Source organism: Streptomyces sp. NBC_00234 (assembly GCF_036195325.1).
In the GTDB taxonomy this organism is placed as follows: domain Bacteria; phylum Actinomycetota; class Actinomycetes; order Streptomycetales; family Streptomycetaceae; genus Streptomyces.
In genome coordinates this window covers 2,959,090-2,973,175 of the sequence record NZ_CP108101.1, presented here as the reverse complement: position 1 = coordinate 2,973,175, position 14,086 = coordinate 2,959,090, and the positions used below count along the sequence as shown (strand labels likewise).

Annotated in this window: 10 protein-coding genes and 1 tRNA gene; 8 read left to right on the top strand and 3 right to left on the bottom strand. The window is 70.2% G+C overall.

Features of this window, described 5'->3' with window-relative positions:
• The first annotated feature begins 3 nt into the window (after positions 1–3).
• From OG230_RS12895 to OG230_RS12870, 6 genes are all read left to right on the top strand, one after another.
• A complete protein-coding gene (locus OG230_RS12895; protein WP_328910332.1) occupies positions 4–1,065 on the top strand; it encodes a 2-aminoethylphosphonate ABC transporter substrate-binding protein in 1,062 nt (353 codons plus the stop codon).
• A 175-nt stretch (positions 1,066–1,240) separates the two neighbouring features.
• A complete protein-coding gene (locus OG230_RS12890; RefSeq protein WP_328911383.1) occupies positions 1,241–2,704 on the top strand; it encodes an alkaline phosphatase family protein in 1,464 nt (487 codons plus the stop codon).
• Positions 2,705–2,824: 120 nt separating this feature from the next.
• Positions 2,825–3,604, top strand: coding sequence for an HAD-IIA family hydrolase (locus OG230_RS12885; RefSeq protein WP_328910331.1), 780 nt, complete (start codon positions 2,825–2,827; stop codon positions 3,602–3,604).
• Positions 3,605–3,690: 86 nt separating this feature from the next.
• Positions 3,691–4,230, top strand: a complete 540-nt coding sequence (locus OG230_RS12880) for a hypothetical protein (RefSeq protein WP_328910330.1) — start codon at positions 3,691–3,693, stop codon at positions 4,228–4,230.
• Position 4,231: 1 nt separating this feature from the next.
• On the top strand, positions 4,232–4,933 hold the full coding sequence (locus OG230_RS12875) for a class F sortase (RefSeq protein ID WP_328910329.1): 702 nt from the start codon (positions 4,232–4,234) through the stop codon (positions 4,931–4,933).
• Between the two features lie 355 nt (positions 4,934–5,288).
• Complete coding sequence (locus OG230_RS12870) at positions 5,289–6,326, top strand: glycoside hydrolase family 6 protein (protein WP_328910328.1); 1,038 nt, start codon at positions 5,289–5,291, stop codon at positions 6,324–6,326.
• A gap of 61 nt (positions 6,327–6,387) precedes the next feature.
• On the opposite strand, the gene OG230_RS12865 is transcribed toward OG230_RS12870, so the two are convergent.
• The 3 genes from OG230_RS12865 to OG230_RS12855 form a co-directional block, all read right to left on the bottom strand.
• Positions 6,388–8,322 carry a kelch motif-containing protein gene (locus tag OG230_RS12865; protein ID WP_328910327.1) on the bottom strand — a complete coding sequence of 645 codons (1,935 nt, stop codon included), beginning with the start codon at positions 8,320–8,322 and terminating at the stop codon, positions 6,388–6,390.
• Positions 8,319–10,241 carry a glycosyltransferase family 2 protein gene (locus OG230_RS12860; RefSeq protein ID WP_328910326.1) on the bottom strand — a complete coding sequence of 641 codons (1,923 nt, stop codon included), beginning with the start codon at positions 10,239–10,241 and terminating at the stop codon, positions 8,319–8,321. The genes OG230_RS12865 and OG230_RS12860 overlap by 4 nt, the downstream gene beginning before the upstream one ends.
• A gap of 498 nt (positions 10,242–10,739) precedes the next feature.
• Positions 10,740–10,813: transfer RNA gene (locus tag OG230_RS12855), tRNA-Lys, on the bottom strand.
• 185 nt (positions 10,814–10,998) lie between these two features.
• Here OG230_RS12855 and OG230_RS12850 point away from each other — a divergent pair.
• Both OG230_RS12850 and OG230_RS12845 read left to right on the top strand, forming a co-directional pair.
• Positions 10,999–12,291: a peptidoglycan-binding protein gene (locus OG230_RS12850; RefSeq protein ID WP_328910325.1), complete on the top strand. Its 1,293-nt coding sequence runs from the start codon at positions 10,999–11,001 to the stop codon at positions 12,289–12,291.
• Positions 12,292–12,316: 25 nt separating this feature from the next.
• Positions 12,317–14,056, top strand: a complete 1,740-nt coding sequence (locus tag OG230_RS12845) for an SPFH domain-containing protein (RefSeq protein ID WP_328910324.1) — start codon at positions 12,317–12,319, stop codon at positions 14,054–14,056.
• Positions 14,057–14,086 lie beyond the last annotated feature (30 nt).

The window sequence follows — 14,086 nt, the reverse complement described above, 5'->3', positions numbered from 1 at the left end:
CCCATGCGCAAGAACCTCCTCACGCCGATAGCCGCGGTCTCCGGCAGCCTCGTCCTCGCCGCCGGCCTCACCGCCTGCGGCGGCTCCTCGGCCGCCTCCGACGAGAAGGTCGTCACTGTCTACAGCGCCGACGGCCTCAAGGGCGAGAACGGCGACGGCTGGTACGACAAGGTCTTCGAGGACTTCGAGAAGAAGACCGGCATCAAGGTCGAGTACGTCGAGGGCGGCTCCGGCGAGATGGTGCAGCGCGCCGTCCGCGAGAAGTCCAACACCCAGGCCGATGTGCTCGTCACCCTGCCGCCGTTCATCCAGCAGGCCGACTCCAAGGGCCTGCTGAAGGCGTACGAGCCGGCCGGCTCCGAGCAGGTCGACGGCGCCGACAAGGCCGCCGACGGCACGTGGACCTCGGTCGTCAACAACTACTTCGGCTTCATCTACAACAAGAAGGAGCTGACGACCCCGCCGAAGACCTGGGAGGAGCTGCTCGACGGGAAGTTCAAGGAGAAGGTCCAGTACTCCACCCCGGGTGTGGCGGGCGACGGCACGGCCGTCCTCATCAAGGCCATGCACGACTTCGGCGGCAAGGAACCGGCGATGGAGTACCTCAAGCGGCTCCAGACCAACAACGTCGGCCCGTCCGCCTCCACCGGCAAGCTCGCCCCCAAGGTGGACAAGGGCGAGCTGCACGTCGCCAACGGCGACGTCCAGATGAACTTCGCCCAGTCCAAGGACATGCCGAACCTCGGCATCTGGTTCCCCGCGAAGGGCGCAGGCAAGCCCACCACCTTCGCCCTCCCGTACGCGGCCGGACTGGTCGACAAGGCCCCGCACAGCGAGAACGGCAAGAAGCTCCTCGACTTCATGCTCTCCGAGCAGGCCCAGCAGGACGTCAGCGCGGTCGGCGGCGGTTTCACCGCGCGCAAGGACATCGAGGCCACCGACGCCAACGCCATCGAACTCGCCGCGCTGCTCGACGGGGTGGAGGTCTTCGAGCCGGACTGGTCGGACATCGGCACCAACCTGGACAGCTACGTCGATGCCTGGAAGTCGGCGACGGGCAGCTGATCGTTGCTCCACCATTCACCGCACGGCTATGGACCGCCGGTGAAGTGTAGCGGAATGATAACGGGTCTGGACCCACGCTCGACTCCCCTTGTACGCAAGGGGAGTCGAGTACCCCCAACCGCCCTTCATCCCGGAGGATCCTGTGTCATCAGGACTGTCCCGCCGTTCGCTCCTCATGGGCGCCGCCGCCCTCGCCGCCGCTGCCGGACCGCTCGGCGCGGCCACCGCCCGCGCAGCCGCCCGCACCCCCAAGGTCCTGGCCATCGGCCTGGACGGCGCCCTGCTCGGCCGGATCAAGGACGCCGCCGCCCCGCACCTGGACGCCCTCATGGCGGCCGGACTCACCGCGGCCAGCTCGATCTACGCCAACCCGCTGGCACCCACCGTCTCCGGCCCCGGCTGGTCCACGATCATCACCGGTGTCTGGCCCGACAAGCACGGCGTCAAGGACAACACCTTCAGCGGCAGCAAGTTCTCCCAGTACCCCGACTTCCTCACCCGGATCGAGACCGCGAAGCCCGCCCTGTCGACGTACGCGGTCGCCTCCTGGGCCCCCGTCACCGACACGATCTTCTCCTCGAAGGTCGACACCCGGGTCTCCACCCCGGGCGCCGAGTACGACACGGGGACCACCAGCCGCGCCGTCGCCGAGCTGAGGAACGGCAACCGGGACGCCGTCTTCGTCCATCTCGACAACATCGACCACGCGGGCCACAGTTACGGCGCCGCCTCCCCGAAGTACCTCGAAGCCGTCCAGCTCGTGGACACCCAGATCGGGCAGTTGGTGGCCGCCGTCGCCGCCCGGCCCACGTACGCGTCCGAGGACTGGCTCATCATGGTCACCGCCGACCACGGGCACACCGACGCCGGCGGCCACGGCGGCTCCAGCGCCGCCGAACGGCAGACCTTCCTCATCGCGAGCGGCGGCGGCATCTCCGCGGGATCCGTCCGCCACGACGTCAAGATGCCCGACCTCGCCGCCTCCGCGCTCGCCCACCTCGGCATCGCGATATCCCCGTCCTGGAACCTGGACGGCCGCCCCCTCCAGCAGCCCGCCCCCGACGCCTTCGACGCGCTGAGGCCCCAGCTGACGACCCGTGTCGACGAGACGGGCATCGGCGCCGGAGTCCTCGGCTTCACCCACACTCCGCCCGCGGGCTGGACCGTCGAGAACGGGGCGATGGGCACCGGCGGCATGACCGAGTGGCGCGGCTGGACCTTCACCACCGACGAGTTCTGGACGGCGGCCGAACGCGACCAGGGGCGCGAGTCCAACGTCCGCGCCCGCAACGTCTTCGCCGTCGCGGACGGCGACGAATGGGTCGACAGGAGCTACACCGGCACCTTCGACTCCACCCTGGTCAGTCCGGCCTGGCCGGTCACCGGCGGCAGCACGGCGGTCCTGCGCTACACCACCTACTACCGCCAGGAGTCCCCGCAGAAGGGCGAGGTCCTGGTCTCGTACGACGGGGGCGCACCCGTCTCCGTACGCACGTACACCGCCGACGCCCCGTCCAGGGAAGAGGCGGTCACGCTCCAGGTCCCCTCCGGCGCCACGAACGCCAGGGTGCGGTTCCGCTACACGGCGGGCAACAACTGGTACTGGGTGGTCGACGGGGTCAAGATCAGTTCCTCGTGACCGGGCAGTTCCGCCCGGTGGGACGGGAAGCCTAAAATCGGGACGTCGGCGCTGCACAACGCGGTGCCGCCGGCGTCCCAGCACATTGCGTGCACAGTACGTACGGCAGGAGCCCGTCACATGGCAGAGCGCAAGCCGATCGAATCCTGGCTGACCGACATGGACGGTGTCCTCATCCACGAGGGCGTGCCCATCCCCGGGGCCGATGCCTTCCTCACCAAGCTCCGCGAGTCCGGCAAGCCCTATCTGGTGCTGACGAACAACTCCATCTACACCGCTCGTGACCTCCAGGCGCGTCTCACCCGCATGGGCCTGCACGTGCCGGTCGAGAACATCTGGACCTCGGCGCTGGCGACCGCCCAGTTCCTGGACGACCAGCGGCCGGGCGGCACGGCGTACGTCATCGGCGAGGCGGGGCTGACCACCGCGCTGCACGACATCGGGTACATCCTCACGGATTCCGACCCCGACTTCGTGATTCTCGGGGAGACCCGTACCTATTCCTTCGAGGCTCTGACGAAGGCCGTCCGGCTGATCAACAACGGCGCACGGTTCATCGCCACCAACCCGGACGAGACCGGGCCGTCGACGGAGGGCGTGCTGCCGGCGACCGGATCGGTTGCCGCGCTGATCACCAAGGCGACCGGCAAGGACCCGTACTTCGTCGGCAAGCCGAACCCGCTGATGATGCGGGCCGGCCTGAACGCCATCGGGGCGCACTCCGAGACCTCGGCCATGATCGGCGACCGGATGGACACCGACGTGCTCGCGGGTCTGGAGGCCGGCATGACCACGTTCCTGGTGATGACCGGGGTGACGCAGCCGGGCGACGTCGACCGGTTCCCGTTCACGCCGTCCACGATCGTGGAGTCCATCGCGGATCTCGTCGACCTCGTCTGACGGTGAGCGAGGCAGGTCGCCCGACCAGGCGTCCTGCGGATGCGAAATGCCGACGCACGGGCGAACCTGCCAGAAGGAGGTTCACCATGCGTTCACTGCCCCTCACGTTCTGTGCCGCAGCGACGGTCGCGGCGACACTGCTGCCCGCGACCGCCGCCCTGGCCGACTCCGAGCCCCAGGGAAGGGTCTCGGTGACCCCGTCCGCCATAGCCCCCGGCGGGGAGGTGGAGCTCTGGGTCGACATCTGCGGCAAAGGCAAGGAGGCCAAGGGCAACTCCGATGCCTTCGTCAACGAGGCCCACTTCGCCCCCGCCGACGACAAGGGTCTGTTCGCCGAGGCCAGGATCCGCTCCGATGCCGAACCCGGCGACTACGACGTCTGGGTGAACTGCAAGGGCGGCAAGGGCAAGGCCACCGGCAAGATCACCGTCGTCCACCACCGGCAGCCCTCGCCCGTCGCACCCGTCAGGGCCGGCGGCGGTGGCACCGCCACGCTCGCCGACCAGACAGCCGAGCAGGACGGCCCCGGCACACGGCACGCCGTGACCGGACTGGTCCTCGGGGCCGTCGCGGCCGTCGCCGTCGCCTTCCGCAGCGCGCGGCGCCGTCGCTCGGCCACGGACTGAGATGTCCGCCTCGGACCGCCCGGCAGGCACCGGGCGGTTGCTCACCGGAGTCGCCTGGGCCGTTCTCCTGCTCGGCCTGTGGCTCTGGGGCCGTGAGATCACCGACGGCCCGGGCGGCAGCTCCGCCCCGACCACCGGTGACGTCGCGGCGGTCGGGCGCCCCCTGGGCGTACCCCTGCCCCCGGCGCACAAGCCGCTCGACGGTGCCGCGCCGAAGCGGGTCGAGATCCCCTCGATAGGGATCGAGGCCCCCGTCGTCCGGCGCGGTCTGGACAAGGGCGGGGCGATCGATCCGCCGCCGTACGCGATGCCGCAGACCGTCGGCTGGTACGGCAGCGGCACCGAGCCGGGCACCGAGGGCGCCGCACTCTTCGTCGGCCACGTCGACACGGAGACGAAGCCCGCCGTCTTCTACGGGCTCAGCGCGGCCCGCCCCGGCGAGAAGGTCCGGGTGACCAGGGCCGACGGGACCATCGCCGAGTTCACCATCGACGACGTCCAGGTCTTCACCCGGGAGCGCTTCGACGCCCAGAAGGCGTACGGTCCCCGCAAGGACGGCCGGGCGGAGCTCCGGCTGATCACCTGCGGCGGCACGTACGACCACAAGTCGCGGTCGTACACGGCCAATGTGGTCGTCTCGGCCTATCTCACCGGCCAGCAGAGCGCCGGGGAGAAGAGCAACGGCGAGAAGAGCCGCGTCTGACGTACGGCACACCGCGAATACCGGGCCCGGCCGGCCACCCGCTCCCCCTCGGAGTCGCCGGCCGGGCCGGTCCTCGACCGTTGGTGACCGGGCCGCGGGAGAGGCCGGGCCAGCACGGGAGGTCGGGTGCGTGCCCGCCACTGTAGGTGGGGCGATGCCCGTGGCCCAGCGAATTTCTGACGGGATGTCCGGATGACGCGGTCGCCGCGGGCCCGCCGAAGCAGCTCCCCCGGCGACTTCGTGCGGGCCCGGTGGGCCCCCGTGCCGCTGTGTCAGGATGGATGCGACCGGGAGTACAACGGCGCGGCCGGCAACGGGTGCGACCAGTGCGACCAGTACACCCGAGGGGGAGTGGATGTACGGCAGTTACACCGGCCGGTCCGGCGCGCGCACGCGCCCGGGTGCCGGTCTGCGGACCGGCACGGCGGCCGTGATCGGAGCGGTTCTGCTCCTGGCGGGATGTTCCTCGTCGGACGGCGGGGACACCGACGGCCCGGCCGCAGTGGGCCAGCAGCCCAAGGGGAGCGACCCGTTCTGGGTCGACCCCGACGGCACCGCGGCGCAGCAGGTCGCCGACTACGCGAAGAGCGGCGAGGACGAGAACGCCGACCTGATCCGGAAGATCGCGCGCCAGCCGGTCGGCGTGTGGATCGGCCCGGACAACGCCGAGGACGAGGTGAAGGGTGTCACCGGGGCGGCCGAGGAGGCCGACCGGGAGGCGCTGCTGGTCCTCTACAACATCCCGCACCGCGACTGCGGGCAGTTCTCCAAGGGGGGAGCGTCCGACGGCGACACCTACCGCGCCTGGGTGGAGAGCGTGGCCAAGGGCATCGGCGACCGCCGGACCACGGTGATCCTGGAGCCGGACGCGCTGCTGCACCTCGTCGACGGCTGTACGCCGCAGGAGTTCCACGAGGAGCGCTACGACCTGCTGAAGGGGGCCGTCCAGCGGCTGAAGCAGCAGCCCGGGACCACGGTCTACGTGGACGCGGGCAACGCGGGCTGGCAGAGCCCCGACGCGCTGTTCGATCCGCTCCAGCGGGCGGGGGTGGGGGACGCCGACGGTTTCGCGGTCAACGTCTCCAACTTCCAGACCACGGCGGCCAGTGCGGACTTCGGCAAGCGGCTCTCGGAGAAGGTCGGCAACAAGCCCTTCGTGATCGACACCAGCCGCAACGGCAACGGCCCCTACGACGGCGGCGACCCGGCGGAGAACTGGTGCAACCCGCCCGGCCGGGCGCTGGGCGAGACACCGACCACGCAGACCGGCGACGAGCTGATCGACGCCTACCTCTGGATCAAGCGCCCCGGCGAGTCCGACGGCGACTGCAAGGGCGGCCCGAAGGCGGGCGAGTGGTGGCCCGAGTACGCCCTGGATCTGGCCGGCCGGTAACCGCACCACGAAGGGACCGCCCGGCGACCGTGCGCAACGGTCGCCGGGCGGTCCCCTCGGGTTACGGCACTTCCACCCACGTGCCCTCGGACGGCGTGCCCCGCTCGTCGGTGACGAAGAGCATGTACCACCCCGACGGCACCAGCGCCCGGTTCTTCGGCACGGTCACCGTGACCCCGTCCGCCGACTTCTTCATGTCCAGCGCGATCGTCCGCTGATCCGTGTCCGTGACATGGGTGACCGCACTGGGCCGCATCAGCTTCGCCGAGGCGAGGGACGACGCCTGCCGCGTCGCGAACGTCCCCGAACCGCCGCGCGCGATCCGCTTGGGACCCTCCGAGAGTTCCGGACGGCCGGTGCGGTACAGATACGGCGGCGTGTAGATCTCGATCCGCTGCTCGAACGTGCCCGGCCGTGTGTTGTCCCGGTCCGAGTAGAGCGAGTCGGAGCCGAAGATCATGACCCGGCCGTCCGGCAGCAGCACCGAGCCGGAGTGGTAGTTGCGGCCCACCGCCGGGTCCGCGACCCGCTTGTACGTGTCCGACTTCGCGTCGTACAGCCGCGCCTGGAGGACATCGGAGCCGCCGCGCCCGCGGTAGTCCTCGGAGCCCCCGGTGACCAGCAGGGAGTCGTCGGGCAGCAGTGAGGCGCTCGGATAGCGGGTCCCGTCCGAGAGTGCCGCCCCGTCCTCGAACCGCGGCTTCTCGGCCCGGAGATCGACCAGCCGCGACTTCTCGCTGGACTTCTCGGACTCGCCGACCCCGCCCCCGCCGATGACCATGAACTTCTCGTCCTGGGCGGGAGGCAGCCGTACGGTCGCCGAGGTCTCCATCTTGTCCGGGTCGCTCAGCCCGGGGATCTTCGTGAACCTGTTCGTCGCCAGGTCCCAGACACCGGGGGCGCGGCCGACGCTCGCGGGCCCGTACCCGGCGTTGGACCCGGAGTAGAAGAGCTTCCCGTCGTTGAGGAGGAAGACCGCCGGATAGGTGGGGAACTTCCGGATGATTCCGGTGTACTCCCACTTCTTCGTCTCGGGGTCGTAGACCTCGTCCTTGCCGGGCACGATCTGCCCGATCTCGTCCAGGCCGGAGAGGGCGAGGACCTTGCCGTCCTTCAGCGTGGTCAGCGTCGGGTACCAGCGGGCCTCGTTCATCGGGTCGACGGTGATGTACTTCTCCGCGACCGGGTCGAACTCGTAGGCTTCCCTGATCCCCTGGAAGTCCTTCTTGTCCAGGGCGAGCTTCTGCGCGATCCCGTAGACGTTACGGGTGTCGGAGCCGGACAGGCCGGCGATCCGGTAGTTGTCCTCCGTGCCCGTCTCGTGCTTCGCGCCGGACTGCTTGGCCTCGACGTAGATCCTGCCGCGGCCGGGCTCGTTGCGTACGAAGGCGCCGGTCTGCTTGTCGAAGACCTTGGTGGCCTTCTCGACCAGCACCGGGTCCTTGGAGACGAACGTCTTGCCGTTCTCCTTGCCGGTGAACCGCGTCCCGGCCGGCAGGGTGACCGGCTTGTCCGGGTCCTCGTTCTGGACGATCATCAGGCCGCCGGCCTTGGTGACGTCGCCCTCCAGCTTCTCGTACCGCTTGGTGCCGCCGGCTATCAGGAGCTTGCCGTCGGGCAGTTGGGTGTGACCGGCGCAGAACATGTCCTTGGGCGTGGGTATGTTCTTGAACCCGTTCGTCTTCGGGTCCCACAGCACCGACCGGAAGCTCTTCGCGTCGAAGTTCTTCTGGTTGTTGCCCGAGCCGGCGACGAGCAGCACCTTTCCGGTGTGCAGCAGCGCCGCGTGGATCGTGTTGATCCGGAACTCCGCGGGGACGTCGAGGAAGTCCCAGTGGCCGTTCGCCGCCTTGTACTCCGAGGTGTTGATCTTGTACGTGTGGTAGTGCTCGGTGCCGAAGCGGTACAGCCACGGTCCGTTCGCGCCGGCGAGCGCGAGAACCACCGCCGTACTGATCGCCAGTCGGCGGGTACGGCGGCTCGGACGGTACTTCATTGGTTACGTCCCCCAAGGGCGATCTGCATGGTCTGTTCGTTGTCGGCCGGTCCGGGCCGGTGCTGCGGCGCGGTTCCCGGCTGCGGGGCGGGGGCCCCGCCCTCCGGTGGTCCCGCGCGGCGTTTCCTCTTCTCGGCCCGGACGGTGTGCCGCCAGCCGAAGATCGGCGCCGCCGTGATCAGCAGGGCGAGGCAGGCCCAGGTCAGCATCGCGGGGTGGCTGTGGCCCAGGAAGAAGGACGCGGCGATGGAGCCGCCGAAGACCAGAAGGAAGAAGAGGTGGATGCGGAAGGTGCCGAAGAGGGTGTCCGGGCTCGACGAGTCGCCCTTGGGCGTCACGACGAAGGAGCTCTTGCGGCGAAGGACGGCATCCATCAGGGAACGTGCGTAGATCGGCGCGGAGAGCGCCGACATCATCATCCCGGCGAGGCCGCCGGAGCCCTCGGGTTCGTGCGGCGAGACGTTGTGGCGGCGGTTCCAGATGTAGAGCCCGATCTGGAGCGCGGAGGCGTTGCCGTAGAGCATCATCCAGATCGTCGGGTCGATCTGCACACCGGAGGCGCCCATGCCGAGGAACAGCGCACAACTCAGGGCGGCGAGAATCCAGTTCATCGCCGACATCGGGTAGAAGATGATCATCATCGTGTAGTTGAAGAGCTTGCCCGCGGGGAGCGAGAACCAGCCCTTCCAGTACTGCTTGAGGATCGTCTCGTACGTCCCGCGCGACCAGCGGAGCTGCTGGGTGAAGAAGTCCGTCCACGCGGTGGGGCCCTCGCCGACGGCCAGGACGTCCGGGGTGTAGACCGAGCGCCACTTCTTGCCGGTCAGCGGGTTGCGGGCGCGGTGGATCTCGAAACCGGTCGCCATGTCCTCGGTGATCGAGTCGTACAGCCCGCCGATCTGCTTGAGGGTCGAGATCCGTACGGCGTTGCTCGTGCCGACGAACATCGGGGCGCCGTAGCGGTTGCCCGCGCGCTGGATCAGCGCGTGGAAGAGGAACTGCTGGGACTCGGCGGCCTTCGTGACGAACGTGTCGTAGTTCCCGTAGACCTGCGGGCCGATGACGAAGCCGATGTCCGGGTCGCGGAAGTAGCCGAGCATCCGCTCCAGGTAGTTGGGCAGCGGTACGTGGTCGGTGTCGACCGAGGCGAAGAAGTCGTAGTTCCCGCCGTGCGCGTCGAGCCAGGCGTTGTAGTTGCCGTGCTTCGTCTTCGCGCGGTGCGGGCCCTTGGCCTGGTTCCAGTGCGCGACGCCCTTGCGGGAGAAGTGGTGCACACCGAGCCGGGCGCACACCTCCTTCACGGCGGGATCGTCGCCCTCGTCCAGCAGCCAGACGTGCATGAGCCCGCGGTGCCGGATGCGCACCGCCGCCTCCAGCGTCTTCGTCACCATCTCCAGGGGTTCCTTGCCCGGGACGAAGGAGGTGAGGAAGGCGACCTTGGTGCCCGTCTCCGGCACCACCGGAATCGGGTCACGGGCGACCAGCGTCGCGTGCGCGTTGGAGAGGACGTTCATCGTGCGGAAGAGCTCGATCAGACCGATCGAGACCAGCATGACGATGTCGAGGATCAGCAGCGTGTCGTTCCGGAGGTTCGGATCGCGTTCCGTCCAGTGCCCGGGCTGCATCAGCCAGGCGAAGAGGCCGAGCGACACGAGAGGGGCCGCACCGAGGAGCAGCGCGGCCCGGAAGCGGTGCGGTTCCTGCGAGAGCAGGGAGCGGTAGCGGACCGTGTAGGGCCGACCGGGCTCGGGCTGGGTCAGGGGCCCGGCGAGCCGGCTGTAGTGCTCGTAGTCGTACCGCGGCAGCGCCTTGTTCGTCTGGCGTCGCCGCTGCCCGGCCCGCAGCTGCGGCGGTATCCGTAGCTGCGTGGTCCGGGAAGGGTCGTTGTCCTGCCGGGCGCCTGGCGGCGTCGACGTCATGGGTCATCCCCCCGCACGCATGGTCAGTGCGTGATTGGTCGGTCAGTTCATGTGCGGTGGAGCCCCCTGGAACACCGCACACGCACACAGTGGCGGGCTACTTTTCCACAGACATGGAAAGGCGGCCTTCCGGTTGCATGATGCCCCCTCGGCATTCCTCCGTGAACGGGGCCCCCACCCCGTCGTACGTGCAACCGGTACATCACTCTCCGCTGCCCAACTGACCGTGGCAGCGGCCCCCTTGAAGTCGATGGCTCCAGGACAGGTTGTCCGACTTGTCGCGTGATCGCAAGGGTGAAACAAGGTGTTTACCGGCCATACGCACGGTTTGGCCACCGAGGGGGGCGTGAGGGGAGGGGGCGCGGAAGGGCGCCCGTGGGAGCTTGTGGAACGCCCGCTCGCTGCCTTTGTGGCGCACGCCGGAGTGCGGAAGAAAAAATGCGGGCGCGGACACGGACAAGGCCCCCTCACGCTCGGTGAGAGGGCCTTGACTGTGCGTGCGCCGTCAGGGACTCGAACCCCGGACCCGCTGATTAAGAGTCAGCTGCTCTAACCAACTGAGCTAACGGCGCCTGCTGACCTGGAGAACTCTACCCGATGAGACACGGTGCCCCTGACCAATTCCGCCGCGCCACGCCCTGTGGGATGGTCGTTTTTTCTCTTTGATCCGTCAAAATGCGATATGTCGGGAGAGTTGAGACACTGACGCCCGTTGCAGATGCGCCCAAAGATCTTGACGAGTGCGGAGGGGAATCGCATGACTGTGCCGGTCTTCGAGGAGTACGAACCCGCTGTCGACTGCACCTGTGCGGGGTGTGCCGAGCAGCGGCGTACCGCGGCCAGGGCCCTGTCGGCACGGCACGGCGGACATCCGGCGGCGCACGGCGCACGCCGTGCGCTGGTGCTGGTGACGGCCGCCGGAGTGGTCCTGTCCAGCGGGGCCGCCGAGGCGGCGTCCTCGACGGGACACGCCGCGGGACCCGCCCGGACGGACGCGCCGGCCGATCCCGAACCGGCCACCCCGCAGGGCGAGAAGGGTCCGCTGAAGGGGGCCGGGTCCGCGGGCCCGCCGTCCTCGGCACCGGCGCTGCGTAAGACCACCCGGGCCGACATCATCAACCGGGCCAAGGTCTGGGTCTCCGCGCAGGTCCCCTACAGCATGGAGAGGTACTGGTCGGACGGCTATCGCCAGGACTGCTCCGGCTTCGTCTCGATGGCCTGGAACCTGGGCGGGAACGAGTGGACGGGCAGCCTCGCCCAGTACGGGACGCGGATCTCGCGGGAAGAGCTCCAGCCCGGCGACATCCTGCTCTTTCACAACCCGGCCGATCCGGCCAAGGGCTCGCACGTCACGATCTTCGGCGGCTGGACCGACTACACGCACAGCCACTACACCGCCTACGAGCAGGCGCGCCCGCGCACCCGCAAGCAGGCGACGCCCATGGCGTACTGGAACAACTCCGACCGGTACGTGGCGTACCGGTACCGCGGTCTCTCGGGCGGTACGGGCGGCAGCGGCTCCTCGACCGCCTTCCCCGGAGCGGGGAAGTTCGGGCCCGGAGCCAACAACACGTACGTGACCCAGCTCGGCAAGATGCTCGTGGCCCGCGGCGGCAAGCGCTACTACACGGTGGGGCCTGGACCGCGCTGGACCGAGGCGGACAGGCGTGCGACCCAGGCGTTCCAGAAGGCCCAGGGCTGGAAGGGCAAGGAGGCCGACGGCATCCCCGGACCGCAGACCTGGCGGTATCTGGTCACCGGCACCGGGCGCAGCATCCCCGCCGCCGCTACGGGCGGCAGCCCGAGCGCGGCCCCGGCGTTCCCGGGCCGCGGCTATTTCAAGCCGGGTCAGTCCAACAGTCATGTCGCACGGCTCGGCAAACAGTTGGTGAAGAAGGGCTACGGCACGTTCTACCGGTCGGGCCCCGGCCCCCGGTGGACCGAGGCGGACCGCCGGAACGTCGAGGCGTTCCAGCGGTCCCTGGGCTGGCGCGGCAGCGCGGCCGACGGCTACCCGGGACCGGAGACCTGGCGGCGGCTCTTCGCCTGACGGCACGGACATGACGGAGGCGGGAATGCGACCCACGGTGTCGGACAGCTCCGGATTCCCGGAGAACGGAAAGGCAGGGCAGCCGGTGTACGGACACGAGAATGCGACCGAGGTCCCCGCCGATACGACCACCCCACCCGGGGCGCACCCGGCCCCGGGCATCCTGGCGGAGCGGGAGGCCGGTGCCGCTCCGGACGGGAACAGGAGGTCACCGGAACCGGAACCCGAACTGGAGGCGGACCCGGACCGGGCCCCGGAGGCGGAGGACGGGCGGGACGGCCACCGCGCCGCCCGGCCCGCGCCGGAGTCCGGTGCCACGCCGGATCCGGGCTCCCCGGCCGACGACCCCGAGCGGGGGGCCGACACCGTCGTGGACCTCGTGCTCGACCTGGCCCCGGCGGACACCGTCGTCGCCCCGGGCGGGGTCACAACGGCGCCGGTCGCGCTGCCGGTCCGGGGTTCCGACGGCGGACCGGTGGTGGGTGCGGGCCCGGCGCGGAACGGCTCGCCCGACCTCGTACCCGGTCTCGTCACCGTGCCGGGGCCGGGCGGCAGGACCGGGGCGGCCGGCGTCGACACCTGGTGGGACACCGGCCGCAGGCATCCGGTCATCGCCAACGAGTCCACCGCCTCCATCCCCGTACACCTGCTCTTCCGAGACGACCGGGACGGCCGCGACGACCGGGCCGACGGCCGGGACGGCAACGGCCGTCGCGACGACCGTGACCCCGGCGCGGACACCGAGCACTACGACCCGGGCACGCTGCCCGCCTTCGTGACCCGGCGCCCGCCGCCCGTACGCCGGCCACCCCTGCCGCGCTCGCCGCAGGTGCAGGCGCCGACCAGGCCCGCGCCGCTGGGCGATCCCCGGCTGGCCGAGCGCCCCGGGCCCGCGCTGCCCGGCTGGGCGGCGCTGCTCACCGGGGCGATCGGAACCGCGGCCGGCCTCGCCACCCTGTGGTGGTCCGGGGCACTGCCCGACGCCGTGCTCTCCCGCATCGGGATCGGATCCCGCCCGTACGACGGCATCGGCATCGGCGCCTGGGCGCTGCTCGCCTTCCTGACGACCGTGGTCCTGTTCGCGCTCGGCGGTCTCGGGCGGGGCCGGGTCGGCCACGCCTGGGTGCTGACCCTCTTCGGCGACTACCGGGGGAGCGTCCGCCGCACCGGTCTGGTCTGGGTCTCGCCGCTCCTGCTGCGCCGCCGCGTCGACGTACGTCTGCGGCACTGGCGCAGCGAGCCGCTGCCCGCCGTGGACGCGAACGGTACGGCGCTGCGCGTGGTCGTCCTGGTCGTCTGGCGGATCAAGGACACCGTGCGGGCCACGCTCGGCGTCGCGGACCACGAGGAGTACCTGCGCGAGCAGGTCGGGGCGGCGATGGCGCGGGTGCTCTCGCAGCTGCCGGCCGACGCCTTCCACGAGGACGCGCACACCCTGCGCAACGCGGAGGCCGTCGGTGACGCGCTGACCCGGATGCTGAAGGCGGACTGCGAACCGGTGGGCATCGAGGTGTACTCGGCGCAGCCGACCGGAATCGAGTACGCCCCCGAGGTGGCCGCCGCGATGCAGCGGACCCGGATCGCCGCCATCGACGCCAAGCACCGTGACAGCGTGCTGACTTCCGTGGTCGACGCCGTCGACGACACGGTGCACCGGCTCACCTCGCGGGGCATCGTGGAGCTCGACGACTACGAGCGGAAGGCTCTGGTGAAGGACCTGACGGTGGCGTTCTACACCGGGCGCAGCGGTGGGGACGGCGCCTGAGAAGTGCCCCCCGGCACCCGGACGGCAGAC